17 protein-coding genes are annotated in these 20429 nt (G+C 51.2%); 12 read left to right on the forward strand and 5 right to left on the reverse strand.

Features of this window, described 5'->3' with window-relative positions:
• Positions 1 to 129 precede the first annotated feature (129 nt).
• Positions 130 to 1179 carry a nitrogen regulation protein NR(II) gene (gene glnL, locus GTPT_RS02565; RefSeq protein ID WP_025901591.1) on the forward strand — a complete coding sequence of 350 codons (1050 nt, stop codon included), beginning with the start codon at positions 130 to 132 and terminating at the stop codon, positions 1177 to 1179.
• 7 nt (positions 1180 to 1186) lie between these two features.
• A complete protein-coding gene (gene glnG / locus GTPT_RS02570; RefSeq protein ID WP_029990045.1) occupies positions 1187 to 2596 on the forward strand; it encodes a nitrogen regulation protein NR(I) in 1410 nt (469 codons plus the stop codon).
• Positions 2597 to 2637: 41 nt separating this feature from the next.
• Here glnG and hemN read toward each other — a convergent pair whose 3' ends face one another.
• Together hemN and yihI are read right to left on the reverse strand one after the other, a co-directional pair.
• A complete protein-coding gene (gene hemN, locus GTPT_RS02575) occupies positions 2638 to 4011 on the reverse strand; it encodes an oxygen-independent coproporphyrinogen III oxidase (protein ID WP_029990047.1) in 1374 nt (457 codons plus the stop codon).
• 228 nt (positions 4012 to 4239) lie between these two features.
• Positions 4240 to 4752 carry a Der GTPase-activating protein YihI gene (gene yihI, locus GTPT_RS02580; RefSeq protein WP_025901594.1) on the reverse strand — a complete coding sequence of 171 codons (513 nt, stop codon included), beginning with the start codon at positions 4750 to 4752 and terminating at the stop codon, positions 4240 to 4242.
• 452 nt (positions 4753 to 5204) lie between these two features.
• Here yihI and yihA point away from each other — a divergent pair, with 452 nt between their 5' ends.
• Entirely contained in the window at positions 5205 to 5837 is a 633-nt protein-coding gene (gene yihA / locus GTPT_RS02585) for a ribosome biogenesis GTP-binding protein YihA/YsxC (protein ID WP_025901595.1), read from the forward strand.
• 87 nt (positions 5838 to 5924) lie between these two features.
• On the opposite strand, the gene spfP is transcribed toward yihA, so the two are convergent.
• Complete coding sequence (spfP, locus tag GTPT_RS18080; protein WP_071892919.1) at positions 5925 to 5972, reverse strand: small protein SpfP; 48 nt, start codon at positions 5970 to 5972, stop codon at positions 5925 to 5927.
• 714 nt (positions 5973 to 6686) lie between these two features.
• On the opposite strand from spfP, the gene GTPT_RS02590 reads away from it, so the two are divergent.
• The 5 genes from GTPT_RS02590 (at position 6687) to GTPT_RS02615 (ending at position 12940) form a co-directional block, all read left to right on the forward strand.
• Complete coding sequence (locus tag GTPT_RS02590) at positions 6687 to 8039, forward strand: carbohydrate porin (RefSeq protein WP_038010765.1); 1353 nt, start codon at positions 6687 to 6689, stop codon at positions 8037 to 8039.
• A gap of 381 nt (positions 8040 to 8420) precedes the next feature.
• The gene (locus GTPT_RS02600) at positions 8421 to 9812 is read left to right on the forward strand and encodes a cytochrome c (RefSeq protein WP_422396441.1); all 1392 of its coding nucleotides are present in this window, start codon (positions 8421 to 8423) and stop codon (positions 9810 to 9812) included.
• The gene (locus tag GTPT_RS02605) at positions 9799 to 10332 is read left to right on the forward strand and encodes a sugar dehydrogenase complex small subunit (RefSeq protein ID WP_025901599.1); all 534 of its coding nucleotides are present in this window, start codon (positions 9799 to 9801) and stop codon (positions 10330 to 10332) included. Before GTPT_RS02600 ends, GTPT_RS02605 begins: the two co-directional genes overlap by 14 nt.
• A complete protein-coding gene (locus GTPT_RS02610) occupies positions 10329 to 11969 on the forward strand; it encodes a GMC family oxidoreductase (RefSeq protein WP_025901600.1) in 1641 nt (546 codons plus the stop codon). The genes GTPT_RS02605 and GTPT_RS02610 overlap by 4 nt, the downstream gene beginning before the upstream one ends.
• A 368-nt stretch (positions 11970 to 12337) precedes the next feature.
• Positions 12338 to 12940 (forward strand): NUDIX domain-containing protein, encoded by a 603-nt coding sequence (locus tag GTPT_RS02615; protein WP_025901601.1) that lies wholly within the window; start codon positions 12338 to 12340, stop codon positions 12938 to 12940.
• A gap of 168 nt (positions 12941 to 13108) precedes the next feature.
• Here GTPT_RS02615 and GTPT_RS02620 read toward each other — a convergent pair whose 3' ends face one another.
• Positions 13109 to 13855 carry a 5'-nucleotidase, lipoprotein e(P4) family gene (locus GTPT_RS02620; RefSeq protein ID WP_025901602.1) on the reverse strand — a complete coding sequence of 249 codons (747 nt, stop codon included), beginning with the start codon at positions 13853 to 13855 and terminating at the stop codon, positions 13109 to 13111.
• Between the two features lie 175 nt (positions 13856 to 14030).
• Between GTPT_RS02620 and fecI the strand changes: the two genes are divergently transcribed.
• From fecI to fecA, 3 genes are all read left to right on the forward strand, one after another.
• Positions 14031 to 14552: a ferric citrate uptake sigma factor FecI gene (fecI, locus tag GTPT_RS02625; protein WP_025901603.1), complete on the forward strand. Its 522-nt coding sequence runs from the start codon at positions 14031 to 14033 to the stop codon at positions 14550 to 14552.
• Positions 14552 to 15511 carry a ferric citrate uptake sigma factor regulator FecR gene (gene fecR, locus GTPT_RS02630; RefSeq protein ID WP_029990054.1) on the forward strand — a complete coding sequence of 320 codons (960 nt, stop codon included), beginning with the start codon at positions 14552 to 14554 and terminating at the stop codon, positions 15509 to 15511. Before fecI ends, fecR begins: the two co-directional genes overlap by 1 nt.
• A 161-nt stretch (positions 15512 to 15672) precedes the next feature.
• A complete protein-coding gene (gene fecA, locus GTPT_RS02635; protein ID WP_277871036.1) occupies positions 15673 to 17967 on the forward strand; it encodes a TonB-dependent Fe(3+) dicitrate receptor FecA in 2295 nt (764 codons plus the stop codon).
• Positions 17968 to 18033: 66 nt separating this feature from the next.
• On the opposite strand, the gene GTPT_RS02640 is transcribed toward fecA, so the two are convergent.
• On the reverse strand, positions 18034 to 18753 hold the full coding sequence (locus GTPT_RS02640) for a dienelactone hydrolase family protein (protein ID WP_029990057.1): 720 nt from the start codon (positions 18751 to 18753) through the stop codon (positions 18034 to 18036).
• A gap of 365 nt (positions 18754 to 19118) precedes the next feature.
• Between GTPT_RS02640 and GTPT_RS02650 the strand changes: the two genes are divergently transcribed.
• Positions 19119 to 20372 (forward strand): dicarboxylate/amino acid:cation symporter, encoded by a 1254-nt coding sequence (locus GTPT_RS02650; RefSeq protein WP_029990059.1) that lies wholly within the window; start codon positions 19119 to 19121, stop codon positions 20370 to 20372.
• The last annotated feature ends 57 nt before the right edge of the window (positions 20373 to 20429 follow it).

Genomic DNA, 20429 nt, shown 5'->3' on the forward strand with positions numbered 1-20429 from the left:
TCATGCTGGTTATACTGCCAGTTAACCGCCTTTCATTGCCGGGCAGACAGACAACAGCCCGTATCAACTGATGTTTTAGTCCGGAATACGGCATTGACGGGCTTTATCTGGTCACGCGGAGATGGAAAAATGATAGCCAACACACAACACGATGCCGTGCAGATACTCAACTCTCTCATCAACAGTGTGTTAGTGGTCGATGATAATCTGGTCATCCATTATGCGAACCCGGCTGCATTACAATTACTGGCACAGAGTTCCCGTAAAATTTTTGGTACGCCATTACCGGAACTGACCGGATATTTCTCTCTGAATATCGATGTGATGCAGGAAAGCCTGAAATCAGGTCTGGGATTTACTGACAGTGAAGTGACGATAGTGGTGGATGGCAGAGCGCACATTATGTCCCTGACCGCACAGACGTTTCCTGATCAAAAAATCCTGCTGGAAATGGCCCCGATGGATAACCAGCGCCGCCTGAGCCAGGAACAGATTCAGCATGCACAACAGGTCGCCGCCAGAGACTTAGTCCGTGGACTGGCCCATGAAATAAAAAATCCACTGGGAGGATTACGCGGAGCAGCGCAGTTGCTTTCCAGGGCACTTCCGGACCCGTCGCTCAATGAATATACCAAAGTCATTATCGAGCAGGCTGATCGTTTACGTAACCTGGTTGACCGGTTACTGGGCCCGCAGCAGCCAGGCATGCACGTGACTCAGAGTATTCACCAGGTGGCTGAACGTATTGTCAATCTGGTGTCGATGGAACTGCCGGAGAATGTCTCTCTGGTGAGAGATTATGATCCCAGTCTGCCGGAACTGGCCCACGACCCGGATCAGATAGAACAGGTATTACTGAACGTAGTACGGAATGCTCTGCAGGCATTAGGTGAGGCGGGTGGGACCATCACCCTGCGTACCCGTACCGCATTTCAGCTCACCTTACACGGTGTGCGTTACCGTCTGGTTGCCCGTATCGATATTGAAGATGATGGCCCGGGCATACCCCAGCAACTGCAGGATACATTATTTTATCCCATGGTGAGTGGACGTGAGGGAGGTACCGGCCTTGGATTATCCATTGCCCGTAGCCTGATTGACCAGCACTCAGGAAAAATAGAATTTAACAGTTGGCCAGGACATACCGAATTCTCGGTTTTCCTGCCTATTCGCCAGTGAGGTTACCATGCAACGAGGGATAGTCTGGATCGTCGATGACGATAGCTCCATCCGCTGGGTGCTTGAACGTGCGCTCACTGGAGCCGGTGTCAGCTGTACGGCGTTCGAAAACGGAAACGACGTACTGAATGCACTCGCCAGTAAAACGCCGGACGTATTATTGTCAGATATCCGCATGCCGGGTATGGATGGCCTTGAACTACTCAAGCAAATTAAAAAACGTCATCCTATGCTGCCGGTCATCATAATGACGGCACATTCTGATCTTGATGCTGCGGTCAGTGCCTACCAGCAAGGGGCCTTTGATTACCTGCCCAAGCCTTTTGATATCGATGAAGCCGTCGCTCTCGTCGAGCGGGCCATCAGCCATTATCAGGAACAACAGCAACCCAGAAACCATCCTGACAGCGGACCGACCACCGATATTATCGGTGAAGCACCCGCCATGCAGGACGTCTTCCGTATTATCGGTCGTCTGTCACGTTCATCGATCAGTGTACTGATCAACGGGGAATCCGGTACGGGGAAAGAACTGGTGGCGCATGCCTTACACCGTCATAGTCCGCGGGCAAAGTCACCGTTTATCGCACTGAATATGGCCGCTATCCCGAAAGACCTGATTGAATCAGAACTTTTCGGACATGAAAAAGGGGCATTTACCGGAGCGAATCAGGTTCGTCAGGGGCGCTTTGAGCAGGCGGACGGCGGTACGCTGTTCCTGGATGAAATTGGTGATATGCCACTGGACGTGCAGACCCGGTTATTACGCGTACTCGCTGATGGTCAGTTTTATCGGGTCGGGGGATATGCCCCGGTCAAAGTGGATGTCCGTATTATTGCCGCGACCCACCAGAATCTGGAATTACGGGTTCAGGAAGGGAAATTCCGTGAAGATTTATTCCACCGTCTGAACGTGATCCGTATCCACCTCCCGCCGCTGCGTGAACGCCGGGAGGACATTCCGCGTCTGGCACACTACTTCCTGCAAGTGGCTGCCAGGGAGCTTGGGGTGGAAACAAAGATCCTGCATCCGGAAACCGAAGCGGCACTGACACGCCTGCACTGGTCAGGGAACGTCAGGCAACTGGAAAACACCTGCCGCTGGCTGACCGTCATGGCTGCCGGACAGGAAGTGCTGATTCAGGATCTGCCTCCGGAGTTATTTGAAACAACACCGGCGGAGACTCCGGTCACCTCGTCACCGGATAACTGGGCAACGTTGCTGGCGCAATGGGCTGACCGGGCATTACGTTCCGGTCATCAAAACCTGTTATCCGATGCTCAGCCGGAAATGGAAAGAACGCTGCTGACGACAGCCCTGCGCTTTACCCAGGGGCATAAGCAGGAGGCCGCGCGTCTGTTAGGCTGGGGAAGGAATACTCTGACCAGGAAACTGAAGGAACTGGGGATGGAATAATCCCCCTCTTCTGAAAACCGGCAGCCAGACTGCCGGTTGTTTCAGATAACACGTGAGAAGTGCTGCTGCCGGACGGTATTACGCAGATACCGGTCAAAGCACATACAGATATTACGGATCAGTAACCGCCCCCGGGCAGTCACCCGCAGACAATCCCCTTCCCTGATGACCATACCATCGCGGATAAAAGGCGTTAATAACTGCAAATCTTCTGAGAAATAGTCACTGAAATCGATCCCCCATTGCTGTTCCGTCTGGCGAATATCCAGCGAGAACTGGCAGATAAGGGCTTTAATCACTTCCCTGCGCAGACAATCATCGGTATCCAGGCTGACTCCGCGCCAGAGCCCCGTCCCCTGTTCTGAAACACTCTGGTGCCACTGATTAAGCACTTTATGATTCTGCGCATAAGTATCCCCGATCATACTGATGGCCGAGACGCCCAGACCCAGTAAATCGGTATTTCCCTGTGTCGTGTATCCCTGGAAGTTCCGGTGTAATACTCCCTCCCGCTGCGCTATCGCCAGTTCATCTTCCGGTAAGGCAAAATGATCCATGCCGATAAACTGATAGCCCCCCTCCGTCAGGGTGGTAATACTCTGCTGCAGAATAGCCAGTTTCTGAGCGGCATCAGGAAGATCAGCCGTTTTTATCTTTCGCTGAGCGGCAAACAGCTCCGGCATATGGGCGTAATTAAAGACACTCAGGCGATCCGGACGTAATTCCAGGACCTTTTGCAGGGTATAGGCAAAACTTTCCGGGGTTTGTTTCGGCAATCCATAAATTAAGTCAATGTTTCCGGACACAAAACCCAGTGCTTTTGCCCGTGCCATCAGGGCAAAAATAAAGTCTTCATCCTGCTCGCGGTTAACCAGTTTCTGGACCTGCTTATTGAAATCCTGAACCCCCATGCTCAGCCGGTTGAAACCTTCCTGTTTCAGGTGATCGAGCATATCCAGTTCAATTTCGCGCGGGTCCAGCTCGAGAGAAATTTCAGCATCCGGAGAGAAACAAAAGTTCGCTTTCAGGCAGGCCGTCAGACGTGAGACCTGAGCAGTATTCAGAAATGTCGGTGTTCCCCCGCCCCAGTGCATCTGTGTCACTGTCCTGTCACGAAACAGAGGTGCGCGTTTCAGGATCTCAGCTTCCAGCGTATCCAGATACTGATCCGCTTTATGCCCTTGCCGGGTGATCTGCTTATTGCACCCACAGAAATAACATAGTCGATGGCAGAACGGGATATGGAGATAGAGAGACAGCGGACGTTGCGGATAGCGACCGACCGCCTGCAAAAAGTCCTGTTCGGTGTAGCGTTGATCAAACTCAAGAGCAGTGGGATACGATGTATAGCGCGGCCCGGAATAATTATATTTTTCGATTAATGGCTGATCCCATTCAATCTGAGGTACAGACATACTTACTCCTTCCGGTGGCGGGCTCTGAAAGAAGATCGCGCAACTCCGGGAGAAGGGGGCCGGTATCGGCGACGCACCCGCGATTTCAATCGTGACAGACGCCGTAGTTTACCGAAGAAGAACAGGAGAAAACACGCATACAACAGCGCTAAAATTGATCCTGGCCAAAGCATGATTAACTATTCTCAGTAAAGGGTACAAAATTCACTCTGCACCCCGGAAAACTGATTAGTTACCCTTAAGTAACCTGTACATATCTTCTTCTGCTTCAGGATCCTGCGTTTCGCTGTCTTCATCCAGATCGATACCCAGTTTTTCCATCAGGACTTCAATACGGTCCAGCGTCGTATCCAGCCAGGTCTGTTCTTCTGCAGATAATTTTACGCCATTCTCCAGCTGATCCAGCAACGTATCCAGACGCTCATTACTTTCGAGCGCGGCCAGTTCTTCACGGGCACTGAGGGCAGGTGCCGCTTCGCGACGTTTAACCACCGGTTTTGCGGCCACAGCACCTTCAGCGACCAGAGGAACCGGCTTTTTACTGCCCAGACGCGGGTCGTTCAGCGCTTTGTCTTTCCCTTTACCCTTGCCCTGATCATTCGCAGGATTTGCACGGTTACCGGCTGTCAGACCTTTTTGTTTTTTCTGCCGCTGACGGTCACGGCCTTCCATATTCAGTTCGGCGCGCGTCTTACGCTGAGGTGCGGATTTACCGCGCGGTGCTTTGGCAGGTTGTTTCATGGTGTTCAGTCTCAATGGTTTTTCTTTAGTATAGAATTGCGGCGGAATCTAGCAGAAACCAGCACAATTAAAAAGCGACAGCTGCGGGTATCGCACATTTATCAGAACCAGGTGCTCCCATGCTGATACCCGAAGCCGGTTTTGTCGCCCGGTAACCGGTATTTATTCCCCCGCAGATCAGCACTGAGTAAACCGCAAGGCTGTTCACCTGTTCCGTAACAATAGCAGGAAAAACTCACAGGGTCAGGGGATTACACACCCGTGTGAGCTGGATTCCAGGCCAATAACAGGGCGAAAACAGGGTAACGGATATCCCCCGTTCACTGATGACCGATCCTGCCGGGCGCCACCCGCGATCAAATCGGGTGCGGATCACATTGTATACAGGCACTTTGCCGCCATAACAGGTATACTCCCGTTATTACCCTGACCTTATTATGCGGAGTTTGACCTTGTCTGGATGGAATTATCACGTTACCCACTTTGTTACCAGTGCCCCGGACATTCGCCATCTGCCTGTCGATAGTGGTGTGGAGGTGGCTTTTGCCGGACGTTCTAACGCAGGTAAATCCAGTGCGTTAAATACGTTAACCAATCAGAAGTCGCTGGCACGTACCAGTAAAACCCCCGGCAGGACCCAGCTGATTAACCTGTTTGAAGTTGCTGACGGCTATCGGCTGGTGGATTTACCGGGTTATGGTTACGCGGAAGTCCCGGAAGAGATGAAACTGAAGTGGCAACGCGCGCTGGCTGAATATCTGCAAAAGCGGGATTCATTAAAAGGACTGGTCATTCTTATGGATATCCGCCATCCGATGAAAGATCTCGATCAGCAAATGGTGCAATGGGCCGTTAACAGCCATATTCCGGTGCTGGTATTACTGACCAAAGCCGATAAGCTGGCTTCTGGCGCCAGAAAAAAACAGCTGAATCTGGTACGTGAGCACAGCCAATCCTTTGAAGGCGACGTTCAGGTAGAGATGTTTTCTTCACTGAAGAAAATTGGCGTTGATAAATTAAAAAATAAACTGGACGAGTGGTTCAGTACTTATTCGATCAGTGCCGGAGATAACGCCGAAGTTTAATTCCCGCATATGGCTTCCTGACGGTACTTTCGCACTATCTTCCATAAAAAACGCCCCGATCACCGAAATGACCGGGGCGGCTAATATTCAGCCAAATCCGATTACGTGAAGTAAAAGGTCTGAAAGATAGAACATCTTACCTCTGTACCCTACGTCTGAAAATGTACCTGATTTTCCGGACCCAATAAAGCACTTTCTTGCTCTTTTTTTAATACTTTTGACGCCTTATTAATCAGAAAATATAAAATAAAAAAATATCGCGGGCTATCCGCATAATAAACACCTGTCACGTAATAAAGATAATATTTCTTCTGTTTCCCTCAGGTTTTCATTTCTTATTCGTGAATTATCGCGTTTATTTACCCCTGCCCCCTGAAAACGGCCTGCTCCCCCGGAAACCGGAAAAACACAACCCATTGAAAATAATAACTTTCCTTAAGAATAGTGTGAAAAACAGTACATTTTTATATGTTCCGAAAATATGATCCCTTTTCCTTCCTTGAAAATACAACACCACGATCCATTTATAAAACATTAAGAACAAAACAAATCAACAATTAATTAACTTATGCAGATTTTACTGTATAGTAGCCCCCGCCTTTCCCCGGCAGGCGTCGCCACAAATAGTGAGCTTTCGCCATCCTCCGTCGGCAAAACGGAATACAGGATAAAGCAGCCCCCCTGCTGGCCGGCAAAGACAAAAACATGGGATACGCGGATCGGCTTTTTAATATAACGATAGATATTGGTGCACCTTCTCTGAATTTTAAATAATAAAATTCTTCTGAGCACGATATTCATAAAAAGGCAATCACACCCATAAAGTAAGAAAATACCTTTTTTATAAGAATTATTATCATGAAAAAAAAAGCAATGCACAGGCTCTCTCATAACACTCTTATCTTCAGTCTGGCGCTGCTGAGCACATCAGTATTTCCGTCCGTCAGTTCAGCAGCCGATGCCCTGAGTAATGGCTCGCCCTGGATGTCCGGTGACTGGGGCGGGACACGCACCCAACTGAAACAGAAAGGCGTAGATTTCCAGGTTAACTACACCATGGAAAATGCGGCGAACCTGGCAGGAGGCTATAACACCTCAACTACCGCCCGTTACAGTGACCAGTGGGGGTTCGGAGTCGACCTCGATTTGCAAAAACTCCTCAACTGGCAGGATACCGAATTCCGGTTCACCGTCACCAATCGTGACGGGCAAAACCTGGGCGATCATATCAGTGATCCGCAGGCGGGCATGTTGTCATCTCCTCAGGAAGTCTGGGGACGGGGCCAGACCTGGCGTCTGACCCAGTTCTGGTTGAGAAAAGGCTTTTTCGATCATCGTCTGGATATCAAGGCCGGTCGTCTCACTGTCGCAGAAGACTTTGATGTGATCGACAGTCAGTTCCAGAACCTGGCTTTCGGAAATGGCCAGGCCGGTAACTGGCGTGGTGATCACTGGTTTAACTGGCCGGTTTCCCAATGGGGTAGCCGGGTTAAGCTGAATATTACGCCGGACGTTTTTATGCAGGTCGGTTTGTATAATCAGACCCCTTACAACACCGAACGCGGTGACGGTTTCCGTCTGGAGTTCAGCCCGACGACCGGCAATATGGTGCCGGTAGAGCTGGGCTGGAAGCCGGCATTGGGTCCGGATCACTTACCTGGCAACTATCGTCTGGGTTATTACTACTCGTCAGCCAGTGACAATGTTTACAGCTCATGGCACAACACAGGGTATAGCGATACCGCCCATGCTTATGGCGGTTACCTGGTGGCTCAACAGCAACTGACCACCTGGCATGGCAGCGCAGATCGTGGGTTAACACTGACATTACAGGCTGTGATGAATGACCATCGGACGTCGAAAACCGATAATTACGAGGCCGTTTCATTCACCTGGAAAGGTCCTTTTGATGCCCGCCCGGAAGATGAAATCGGGGTCGGTGCTGCCCGTATCCACGTGAACTCAAGCTACTCCCGCATGTTGCGTGATGAAAACCGTGCTGAGGGCGTGAATAGCGATACCCGTCCGACCTATCTGCCTGTACAGAGCGGTTCGGAAGATGATTATGAAGTCTATTACAACGTCCGGGTCACGAAATGGCTACAGGTACGTCCGAATCTGCAGTTGGTCGCCGCCCCCGGCGCGGTCAGCCAGGTACAGAATGCCTTTATTGGTGGCCTGAGCGCGAACGTCAATTTCTAAAATATCCACCGGCATCAAAGGCAGCTCCGGCTGCCTTTTTTATGGCATGCCCCCTCTGCCAGCGAGACCCCGCATCGTCTGGCAGGGGTATATCACCGGTTACAATATTATTCCCCCCTGTAGATTTTGCGATTAAATTAACAAATTGTTAATAATATTCGTTGCAAACATTAGCGTGATGACTATTTTTAAGGTAATTACCTCGCCGGATAACCTGTTCAATGGCTTATCCCCGGGTTTGGCCGGGACCTGAGAGTACGCATTATTTTTCTTATCACGAAGGATGCTTTTTTCACTTCCCTCTACGGCGCTGGCCGCGGGATCGGCGGTCCCGGTGTTCGGGGCAGTGATTGATAACTTAGTCATGTGCAGGAGTGTAAATTGAGACGATCGAGTCTGGCTCTGATTCTCAGCCTATTGATGCTGGCAGGTAAAGCGGCACAAGCTGCAGATACCCCGGCCGCAGCATCAGTCATTGAGCAGGGAAAATATCTGTCAATTGCTGCCGACTGTGGTGCCTGTCATAACTCACCCGGACCTTCAGGGGCACCGATGGCCGGCGGGTATGCTGTCTCATCGCCCATGGGAAATATTATCGCCAGCAATATTACTCCATCAAAGATCTTCGGCATCGGTAATTACAGTGAGGCAGACTTTGCCCGGGCCGTACGCGAAGGGGTGAATGCCAAAGGGGAATACCTCTATCCGGCGATGCCTTATACCTCTTACAGTAAAATGACTGATAGCGATATAAGCGCGCTTTATCAGTATTTTATGCATGATGTTAACCCCGTCAATAAAGCCGCTCCGGCGACACACCTGCCTTTCCCGTTCTCAATACGTAGCACCATGGCGCTATGGGACCTGTTATTTGCTGATAATCAGCGTTTTACTCCCGATACTCAGGGATCGGCGCAGCTCAACCGGGGTTACTATCTGGTCAATGCTCTGGAGCACTGTGATACCTGTCATACGCCACGTAATTTTATGATGGGGCAGAAAAACAGTGAAGCGCTGTCTGGCAGTCAACTGGGGAGCTGGTATGCCCCGAATATCACCTCTGATAAAACCGCCGGCATCGGTAGCTGGAGCAATGATGAGCTATATCGTTATCTGAAAACCGGCCATGTTAATGGTAAGGCGCAGGCCGCTGGCCCGATGGCTGAAGCCATTGATCATAGCCTGCAATATCTTAGCGATGATGATTTGCATGCCATCGTCGCCTGGCTCCGCCAGGTGCCCCCCTCCGGAGCAGCGGCGACGGTATCACGCTTTGATCAGGGGAAACCGTCAGAGACTGAAAACACATTACGTTCGGTGGCTCATCCGGATGCTGGCTGGCAAATCTATAGCAGCACCTGTGCCAGCTGCCATCAGGCAAACGGCGAAGGAAGTCAGTTCTATCCTTCTCTGTTTCATAACAGCGCCACCGGTGCAACAACACCGGACAATCTGATCGCTACGATCCTGTTTGGCGTACATCGCCATGCGGATGGGCAGTACATCGCGATGCCAGCTTTTGGCCCCGCAGGGGCTTTTTCTGAACGACTGAATGATCAACAGGTCGCTGATGTCGCTAACTATGTACTGAAACACTACGGTAATGCCGCACTGTCCGTGACGGCAGATCAGGTCAAAACGGTGCGGGAAGGCGGTCCGACGCCGATCATTGTCCGGCTGGCTAACCCGGCAGTACTGGCAGGCGGCGTGATAGTGATCCTCGTGCTGATCCTGCTGGCTCTGCGTAAAAGGAGGAAACATGTCCGTAAATAATCCCCCCCCTTCCGGTATTTCCCGCCGGCATTTATTACAAGGGATTGGAGTACTTTCGGTTGCCGGATTATGCGGTTCTCTGTTCCCTGCGTATCGTGCCGCGGCTGCCGGTTTACATGACAGCGGTTTTATTCCGCTGTCGGAATTCCTGGTAAACCGGCGGGTAAATCCTGTGCTGGCACAACGTTATTTTGATGGCCTGCATCGTCATGATGCTAATTTTGATCAGAAACTGTCCCTGTTACAGCAGGATATCCGGCCGGGAAAATACCGGAATATTGATAATTTTCTGCAGAATAATCCTGTGAATTCTGATCTCCGTCAGGCAGCCTCACAAGTTATCTCAGCCTGGTACCGGGGAGTTGTAGGGAATGACGATAAACTGGAGCTAATCGCCTATGCAGAAGCCATGATGTACCTGCCAACACAGGGCATTCTTGTGGTTCCCACGTATGGCAGTGGCCCGATTTCCTGGGCTGCCGTTGATAATAAACCCGCACATCAGGGGCCGGAAGTATGAGTCAGACGACGACAGATGCAGATGTTATTATTATCGGGTCAGGTGTCATGGGCGGATTACTGGCAACACGGCTGCTGCAGGCCGGTAAATCCGTCATTATTGTCGAGGCTGGCCCGAGGGTCACCCGACAGGAGATTGTGGAACGCTTCCGTAACTCACCGTTTAAAATGTCTCTGACTAATATGAAACTGCAAGGTGTCGGGTCACCTTATCCTGACCTGCCCTATGTGCCTTCGACCTATGGCGATTATTTACAGCAGGTCGGCCCGGTCAAATATCCTACCAAGTATTTGCGGGTGGTGGGCGGAACGACCTGGCATTTTGGTTCAGCCCTGTGGCGAATGATCCCAAATGATTTCCGGTTACAAAGCCTGTACGGCCATGGCCGTGACTGGCCTCTGAGCTATGATGACCTGGAGCCCTGGTACTGCGATGCAGAATATGAGCTTGGTGTATCCGGCGTCGATGGGCAGGATGAGAGCGGACATGGGGGTAAAGCCTGGCCGCCGCGCTCAAAACCGTTTCCGATGCCCGGGCTACCCACCAGTTATATGTTTGACCGCCTCAGTGAATTACTGGGAAAGGGAGGCTACAACCCGGTGCTTGAACCAAATGGCAGGGCCACCCGTCCATGGGGGAATCGTCCGGTATGTGCCGGAAATAATAATTGTAACCCGGTCTGCCCAATCGGAGCCAAATATGACGGTACCCGTCACATCGATGAAGCAGAACGCCTGGGAGCGAAATTACTGGATAACTCGGTCGTTTATAACATTGAAGCCGATGACAGCGGTAAAATTACCCGTATCTGGTACAGGAAGCCGGACCGGTCAGAGCACTCCCTGACGGCAAATGTCTTTATTGTCGCGGCTTACGGGATTGAATCGCCAAAACTTCTGCTGATGTCTGTCTCTGAAAAATACCCTAAAGGTATCGCTAACTCCTCAGATCAGGTAGGACGGAACCTGATGGGACATACCGGCATCAGTATGAATTTTATGATGGATGAGGATGTCTGGCCCGGGCAGGGACCGACAGAATTACTGGTGTATCTGAATAACCGTGACGGGGAATTCAGGAAACAGTTTCCAAGTTACAAAATCAAAGTACGTAATACCGTGCCTACGGCAGACTATGCAGCTTCGCTGATCAGCAAAGGGATTTTGGGATCAGAACTGGATGCTGAGCTGCGCAGACAATCTGCACGTTCACTTAACTTTGCTATCGATTTTGAAACAGTACCGCTGCCAGAGAACCGCATCGTACCGAGTAAAACCAAAACAGATGCTATTGGTATTCCCCTGCCGGAACTCTCTTATAGTGTCACCGATTACTGGCAAGCGGGTAAAAATGAAGGGCTGAAAGATTTTGCTAACTTTGCAAAACTACTCGGCGGAAAAATACTGAAAATTGATACCAGCTATCAGGATCGTCAGCACATCATGGGAACCACAATCATGGGTGATGATCCTAAGAATTCGGTCGTCAATTCAGATTGCCGGACTCATGACCATCCGAACCTCTATATCGCCGGAACCAGTGTGATGCCTTCCACCTCCTGTATGAATCCAACCCTGACCGGGGCGGCGTTAACGCTGAGGCTGGCAGATCACCTGCTCAAAAACAACCTGGTATAACGCTCAGATACCGGGCCGGTGAAGGCCCGGTATCTGTACAGCCCGGGGTCATCTGCGGAGGCAAAACCGCTTGTTCCGGTCATATAAGATCCAGGTATTCCGGAGGCAGCCGCGGGTTAGCGCAGCAGAACTCTCTGCCTGTACAGAACAGTTGGCCTATGATGATGGAACCTATTGCAACGTCCGGGCCATGAAATGGCTACAGGTATGTCCGAATCTCCGGTTTGTCACCCCCCACGGCGCTGCCATCCGGGTACAAAACGTCTTTTATAATGACATTTTCCCCCTCCCCGCTACACTGATTGCCTGTAAAAAGTACAGAATGACGGGGTTATTTTCCCGGCAAACCACCCGATGGAGGCCATACAGTGAAATCACCGAATGACAGAGTCCGGATAGTCGATGTCAGAACGCTTTCTGATGACTGGTATCTGCTGGAGAAATATACCTTTGATTTTCAGCGCCATGACGGTTCGTGGCAGCGGTTAAATCGTGAAGCCTATGATCACGGTGACGGTGCGGCCGTGTTACTTTTCAACCGCGAGAAAGGCACCGTAATACTGACCCGCCAATTCAGGTTGCCCGCGTATATTAATGGCGGCGAAGGCATGCTGATTGAGGTCGCTGCCGGATTGCTGGAAGCAAAAGACCCTGAGTCCCGTGTACGTCAGGAGGCTGAAGAGGAAACCGGTTACCGGATAAGTCACGTCAGGAAAGTCTTTGAGGCCTGGATGAGTCCCGGATCGGTCACCGAAAAGTTACACCTGTTTGTCGCGGAATATCACCCGGAAGACCGGGTTTCGCGGGGAGGCGGACTGAAAGAGGAAGGCGAAGATTTGGAAGTGCTTGAAATGCCTTTTACCGAGGCTATGCAGGCCATGAATAACGGTACCATCAATGACGGGAAAACTATTATGCTGCTGCAGTACGCGGCCCTGAATCAGTTAATGTCACCCTCTATTGACCAGTAATCATGCCTGCCCCCCTGAAATCAGGCAAGAGGGACAGGGTAAGCGGGAAAATTTTATGAAAGACCGGCCAGAAAAGGTATCGGATACCGGTCGTAGCACCGGTACATTCTTTACTTCACATGGGGATCCCGGTCAGTCTGTGATAAATAAAGTATCGACCTTATGCCCTCATTGTTTCCAGGGGGTCAATGTGGCATCCGTCCAGGAACCATAGGCCGCATTCGGTAACACAATCCAGTCATCCGCAAAATGTGCTTCATTCTCTGCGACCAGCTGACGCTGCTGCTCGGTTGTTTTTTTATTCTTAAATTGCGCTGAGAGATCCGGCAGGCTGTCACCGAATAACATAATGATGGAGTAGTGCTGACGGATGGTGGCGCGTCTGACCTGCTTAGATGCGGTATCCAGCATAACATTATCTTCTGATACCTGAGGTAACCCCAGCGAACGGAGTAATGCCAGAGTCTGTGCTTTATTCGCCTGACTGCGATCGGAGACATAAAAAATATGCACCTTTTTCGCATTCACGGCCTGCAGAAACGCTTTTGCGCCGGGGATAAGCCCGGGATGTCCCGATTTCTCCCATGCATCCCACGTATCCCAGCGGGTGAAATCGTGGCAATTTTCGATATCCCTGACCATTAACGGCGTATTGTCCAGCACGGTTTCATCTAAATCCATCACCACTGCCGCTTTTTCCGGGTCCGCCAGTCGGGCGACTTTTGCCTGAAAGGTCTGCTGTGCAAATTTATAGGTCTGCAACTGCAGAGCCATAATTTCTGCAGATTTCTGCTGATAACGGAGTGCCATTTCATAGGTTTTCGGGGCACAGACTGAAGGGACATCAGCACTTCGGGAAGAAAAACTTACCAGCGGGAGTAAAATGAGGGGCAGGATTTTTAACTTATTTTTCATCATGTTCGCTCTCTCTGAATATTTTCGGGCAGACTACACTGACGGTATGACAATTTTATGACCAACGCAAATCACCGGGGCTATCCCCCGCCAGGATAAATGTATCCCGTCATTGAAATGATAACTATTCTCATATTAATATGCAGCCTGATCTTAACCTGTGACGCCTGATGCCATGACTGACTCCGCCATTTCTTCTGCTGCCCTGACGCTGGATAAACTCTATCATTCACATCATGGCTGGTTAACGGTCTGGCTTACCCGGAAATTACACTCCGCTTTTGATGCCGAAGACGTTGCGCATGACACTTTTTTACGGCTTTTCGGGAAAGATACAATACCCACTATCCGCGACCCGAAATCTTTTCTTTGTACCGTAGCGAAACGGGTAATGGTTGACCTTTTCCGCCGCCAGGCACTGGAACAAAGCTATTTACAGATGCTGGCCTCTCTGCCGGAAGCGCAGCAACCGTCAGAAGAAATCCGCCAGATCCAGCTGGAGACCCTGCAACAGGTCGATCGCATGCTGGATACTCTCAGTGAAAAAAGCCGTAAGGCTTTTCTGCTCTCTCAGCTGGACGGCATGCAATATCGCGATATTGCAGAAGTCCTGGGCGTATCGGTCAGTTCAGTGAAGAAATATATCGCCAAAGCCACTGAGCACTGTCTGCTCTTCCGGCTGGAGAATGGGCTGTAATGCAGAGTTCGCTGACAGAGGCCAGACGGCGGGCACTACGCTCGGCATCCCATTGGTATGCTCAGCTCAATGATCCGCAGGTGACCCCACAGCAGACCCGTCAATGGCAGCAGTGGGTGAACGGTCATACCGACCATCAGTGGGCATGGCAACAGGTTGAAGCGCTGCGTCAGCAAATCACCGATCTGCCCGCCGGAACCGGTCGTTTTTTACTGAAAGACCCACCAGCCACACGTCGTTCGGTGCTGAAAGGCCTCCTTCTGCTCTTCGGTGGTGCTGCCACCGGCTGGCCGTTATGGCGCTCAGAGATGGCTGAAGGTCTGCGGGCCGATTACCATACGGCGAAAGGACAGATGATGCAGCAGCAACTGGCTGACGGCTCGACTCTGATGCTGAATACCGGAAGTGCAGTCAATGTTCGTTTTGACCAGCAGCAACGTCTGATCCGGCTGCTGTATGGTGATATTGCCATTACCACCGGTAAAGACAGCCTGCACCGTCCGTTCCGGGTGCTGACCCGCCAGGGGCTGCTGACGGCTCTCGGGACAATCTTTTCCGTCCGGGAAGACGAGGAGAGTACACTACTGACGGTCAGTGAGCATGCGGTGAAGGTCCGGTTACCGGATGCCCCCGGTCAGTTCAGGCTGGTATGTGCAGGGGAAAGTCTGCGCTTTACCCGCCACGCTTTTTCAGCGATTCAACCGGCAGATCCGCAAGAAACCGGATGGCAACGGGGTACCCTCAGTTTCAGTGATCAACCGCTGAGTGAGGTGGTGGCGACACTCTCCCGTTATCATCGCGGACTGATCCGCTGTACAGGCACCGCAGGGGAGTTTCGTCTGAGCGGTACCTTCCCGGCAGTCAATCTTAAAGCCACCCTGGCGGCCATTTCGGCAACACTGCCGGTGACTATCCATACCCTGACACAGTACGTTATCGTCATCAGCAACAAAAGCTGAACGATAATAATAAAAATTATCATTTCCTTTTGTCCTTTTGACGTTCTCATACGACTTCATCAGTGAATACTAAAAATTATGATGGAGAGAGTATGACGACCTCAGACAGCGCATCCGTAAGAAGATCGCGGCAATCACCTTCTCTGGCTCTTTGGCTGCGCATGAGCCTGTTCAGCGGGATGGGCCTGTTCAGTACCGGTAGCTTCGCGGCTTCTCCCCCGCTAACGCATCACTATCAGCTTGCGGCGGGTTCTCTGGATAACACGCTGAACCAGTATGCCGCGCAGAGCGGAATTACTTTATCCGTGAAGGCAGAACTAACCCGCGGCAAGCAAAGTCATGGTCTGCAGGGTGACTACACGGTCGCAGACGGCCTGCAGGCACTGCTGACCGGAAGCCAGTTACAGGCCAAAGCATTAGGTCCCGGCAGCTGGACGCTGGAGCCTGTTCCCGCTATTCAGGGTAACTCAATGACCGTGGTGGGTGACTGGCTCGGAGAGGCCCGTGAAAGTGATGTCTTTGAACATCCCGGTGCCCGCGATGTTATCCGCCGACAGGATTTTGCTAAAACCGGAGCAACCACAATACGCGATGTCATAAACCGTATCCCGGGCGTGAATGCACCTGACAATAACGGGACCGGAAGCGATGACCTGGCGATGAATTTTGGTATTCGCGGATTAAATCCGCGTCTCGCAACACGTTCAACCATACTGATGGATGGCATTCCTGTGCCATATGCCCCGTATGGGCAGCCGCAACTGTCTCTGGCACCGGTATCTCTGGGGAACATGGATGCAGTCGACGTGGTACGGGATGGCGGTGCAGTGCGGTACGGACCGCAAAGTGTCGGCGGGGTCGTCAACTATGTCACCCGGGCTATCCCGAAAACCTTCGGGATAGAAGCCGGAGTCGAGGGTATGCTCAGCCCGACCTCATCACAGAACAGCCCGAAAGAAACCCATAACCTGATGGTCGGCGGCACCGCTGATAACGGTTTCGGCAGTGCCCTGCTCTATTCCGGGACCCGGGGCAGCGACTGGCGCCAGCATAGTGCGACCCGTATCGATGATATTATGCTCAAGAGCCGCTACGCGCCTGACGGTGTCAATACGTTTAACAGCCTGCTGCAATATTACGATGGCCGGGCCGACATGCCGGGAGGCCTCAGCCGGGCCGACTACCAGGCCAATCGCTGGCAGTCCACCCGTCCTTACGATCAGTTCTGGGGACGCAGAGAACTTGCCAGTCTCGGTTATCAGTACCAGCCGGATACGCAGCATAAATTTAATGTGCAGGGGTTCCTCACGCATACACTGCGAAGCGGCTATCTTGAACAGGGTAAGAAGATCACCCTTTCCCCCCGGGAGTACTGGGTAAGAGGTATTGAGCCACGCTACAGTCAGAGTTTCCTGTCTGATGGCGGCGTTGCTCAGGAAATCAGTGTCGGTTACCGCTATATCAGCGAATCCAGCCATGAAATGCGTTACTACACACCCACGACCGGTGGGGTCGTACCGACCGCCTATAGCCCGTACGACCGGGATACGCGCTCAGGCACAGAAGCCCATGCATTCTATGCCGATGACCGTATTGATATGGGTAACTGGACGATTACCCCGGGAATGCGTTTTGAGCATATCGAGTCGTTTCAGAATAATGCTCTGACTCATACACACCAGCAAATCAGCTATAACGCACCGTTACCGGCGCTGAGCGTACTCTATCATCTTACCGATAGCTGGAACCTGTATGCCAATACCGAAGGCTCGTTCGGTACTGTGCAATATAGTCAGATTGGTAAAGCGGTCAGCAGCGGGAGTATCGGGCCGGAAAAAGCACGGACCTGGGAAACCGGAACCCGATACGATGATGGTTATCTGAGTGCTGAAGCCGGGATCTTCCTGATTAATTTCAATAATCAGTATGACTCAGACCAGATTACTGACTCTGTCACGGCCCGCGGAAAAACCCGTCACAGCGGGCTGGAATCTCAGGTCCGTTATGATATGTCAGCGCTGTCTCCGGCACTGGATGATCTTTCGGTCTATGCCAGCTACGCCTATGTGAATGCTGTGATCCTTGAACATGGGGAGACTTACGGTAATCAGGTGCCCTTTTCCCCGAAACATAAAGGGGTCGTGGGCCTCGATTACACTCCGGGGCAATGGCGTTTTAATCTGAACGGTGAGTATCAGTCGTCACAATTCGCCGATAACGCCAATACCGTGGCAGAAAGTGCCGATGGCAGTACCGGGCGTATTGCCGGTTATATGCTGTGGGGCGCTCGTGTCGGATATGATTTTGGCCCGCGTTATTCAAATCTGAAGGTGGGCTTCGGGGTCAAAAATATGTTCGATCAGCCGTATTTTGTCCGTTCTTATGACGATAACAATAAAGGGCTGTATGCCGGTGAGCCGCGCACATTCTACATGCAGGCTTCAGTGAAACTATAATCTCCTGGCAGGAAAAAGAGTCGGTGACTTTCCCCCGTGGGCGATGATGCCCGCGGGGGAGCAATATCAGAAGACTTCAGCTAATAAAGCAAACATCGCTTTAAAAGCACGGTCACTGACATCCGCATTGTATTCGGCAACGCCTTCAACATTCGCGTTCACATCCGTGAAGGAGTGAACAGCACCTTTATAGCTGTGCAGTTTCCAGTCGACGTTAGCAGACAGCATTTCCTGCGCAAAGGCCGGAAGCTGTTCGCGAGGTACCAGCGGATCGCCGGCCCCATCCAGCACCAGGACGGACCCCTGGATCTTCTTCGCATCATACTGACCGCAGGTATCCAGTCCGCCGTGGAAAGAAACGGCCGCTTTAATATCCGCGCCACTGCGTGCCAGTTCCAGGACATTGTGTCCGCCTAAACAAAAACCGAAGGCCGCAATTTTCTCAGCAATGACAGGTGCCTCGGTCTGTGCTTTCAGGGCATCAATCGCCAGCGCCATACGTCCGACTTCCTGCGGGGTATTTTTAACTGTCATCATAATTTCACCGGCCTCTTCTGCGGAAGACGGACGTTTGCCCTGCCCGTACAGGTCGGCAATCAGCACAACATACCCCTGAGCCACCGCTTTCTCTGCCAGTGAGACAGAAGCATCGGTGACACCCATCCAGTTAGGGGCCATTACTAAGCCTGGTGCCGCAACTTTGCTGCTGGCATCAAATACCAGGATACCTTCTAAGTCGGTGCTGTTGTCACGATAAACGATTTTTTTCGATTGAATATGGCTCATATGTTTTCCTGATCAGGTGAATAAACGTAAAAATGGTTCTGTCACGCGGTACAGGCGCTCTGCCGTGCACACACCATGACTGATAATCGCTTCCGGTGCAAAAATTCCCGTTATAAGCATCTGTGCTGTTTTAATAATATGCCACAGACAGAAAATTCCCGTTTCATCCCCATTGCGGATTATAGATACCGGTAAACGGTATGATCCCCGAATGAACACACTGAAGCGAGTCAGTTCATAAAACTACCAATTTTTACTTTAACACTGTGATGATATTTGCTTTTAATTAACATGCTGTTACTTTTTAGCGCGTAGTTGATAGCGACTATAAAAATAAACGTCATACTTATAAGACTGGAATCATTATGAAAAAAACGCTGTTCAGCAGCCTCTATATCCAGGTGATCATCGCCATTGCATTGGGTATTTCATTGGGTCATTTTTATCCGGACATCGGAACACAGATGAAGCCTTTCGGGGATGGCTTTATCAAACTGATTAAAATGGTAATAGCACCGGTGATTTTCTGTACTGTCGTGACAGGCATTGCCGGAATGGAGAGTATGAAAGCCGTCGGCCGGACAGGGGCGATTGCACTGCTCTATTTTGAAATTGTCAGCACCCTGGCACTGATTATCGGGCTGATTATCGTCAATATTGCCAATCCCGGTGGTGGTATGAATATTAACCCCGCCAGTCTGGATGCCTCGGCCATCGCCACCTATGCCGAACAGGCAAAGAGTCAGGGAGTCGTGCCTTTCCTGCTTGATATCATTCCAAACAGCGTTATCGGAGCCTTTGCCAGCGGTAATATTCTGCAGATCCTGATGTTCGCCATTTTATTCGGTTTTGCCCTCCATCGCCTGGGGAATACCGGTCAGTTAGTGTTCAATGTCATTGAACACTTTTCTAAGGTGATTTTCGGCATCATCAATATGATCATGCGCCTCGCGCCGATAGGGGCCTTCGGGGCAATGGCATTTACTATCGGTAAATATGGCATCAGCTCTCTGTTACAGCTGGGCCAGTTGATTATCTGCTTCTACATTACCTGTGTTCTGTTTGTCGTGATCGTCCTCGGGGCGATTGCCCGCTACACAGGTTTCAATATTTTTAAATTTATCAGCTACATCAAAGATGAACTGCTGATCGTGCTGGGAACGTCCTCCTCCGAATCCGTCCTGCCGCGCATGCTGGATAAAATGGAAGCGCTGGGCTGTAAGAAGTCTGTGGTAGGTCTGGTGATCCCGACGGGGTACTCGTTTAATCTCGATGGCACCTCGATTTATCTGACGATGGCGGCGGTCTTTATTGCCCAGGCGACCAACACGCATATGGATATTTTCCATCAGATAACCTTGCTGGTGATCCTGCTGTTGTCATCGAAAGGGGCTGCGGGCGTGACCGGCAGTGGTTTTATCGTTCTGGCAGCCACACTTTCTGCCGTGGGTACACTCCCGGTCGCCGGTCTGGCACTGATTCTGGGCATTGACCGTTTTATGTCTGAAGCCCGTGCTCTGACTAACCTGATTGGTAACGGCGTAGCGACAATTTTCGTGGCTAAGCGCGTGGGTGAGCTGGACGAGCAAAAAATGCATGACACCCTGAACGGTAAATAATGTCTGCACTGTTCATCCCCGGAAAAGGGGTGAACAGTGTCTCCCGGCAAGGCTTCC

Origin of the sequence: Tatumella ptyseos ATCC 33301, from assembly GCF_000735525.1 — a bacterium.
Classification (GTDB): domain Bacteria; phylum Pseudomonadota; class Gammaproteobacteria; order Enterobacterales; family Enterobacteriaceae; genus Tatumella; species Tatumella ptyseos.

Excerpts from the sequence above, each read along its gene's own strand:
- fecI (WP_025901603.1), top strand. The coding sequence starts at position 14,031 with ATGACTGACTCCGCCATTTCTTCTGCTGCCCTGACGCTGGATAAACTC.
- fecR (WP_029990054.1), top strand. The coding sequence starts at position 14,552 with ATGCAGAGTTCGCTGACAGAGGCCAGACGGCGGGCACTACGCTCGGCA.
- GTPT_RS02620 (WP_025901602.1), bottom strand. The coding sequence starts at position 13,855 with ATGAAAAATAAGTTAAAAATCCTGCCCCTCATTTTACTCCCGCTGGTA.
- GTPT_RS02605 (WP_025901599.1), top strand. The coding sequence starts at position 9,799 with ATGTCCGTAAATAATCCCCCCCCTTCCGGTATTTCCCGCCGGCATTTA.
- glnG (WP_029990045.1), top strand. The coding sequence starts at position 1,187 with ATGCAACGAGGGATAGTCTGGATCGTCGATGACGATAGCTCCATCCGC.
- GTPT_RS02610 (WP_025901600.1), top strand. The coding sequence starts at position 10,329 with ATGAGTCAGACGACGACAGATGCAGATGTTATTATTATCGGGTCAGGT.
- fecA (WP_277871036.1), top strand. The coding sequence starts at position 15,673 with ATGAGCCTGTTCAGCGGGATGGGCCTGTTCAGTACCGGTAGCTTCGCG.
- glnL (WP_025901591.1), top strand. The coding sequence starts at position 130 with ATGATAGCCAACACACAACACGATGCCGTGCAGATACTCAACTCTCTC.
- hemN (WP_029990047.1), bottom strand. The coding sequence starts at position 4,011 with ATGTCTGTACCTCAGATTGAATGGGATCAGCCATTAATCGAAAAATAT.
- GTPT_RS02640 (WP_029990057.1), bottom strand. The coding sequence starts at position 18,753 with ATGAGCCATATTCAATCGAAAAAAATCGTTTATCGTGACAACAGCACC.
- yihI (WP_025901594.1), bottom strand. The coding sequence starts at position 4,752 with ATGAAACAACCTGCCAAAGCACCGCGCGGTAAATCCGCACCTCAGCGT.
- GTPT_RS02650 (WP_029990059.1), top strand. The coding sequence starts at position 19,119 with ATGAAAAAAACGCTGTTCAGCAGCCTCTATATCCAGGTGATCATCGCC.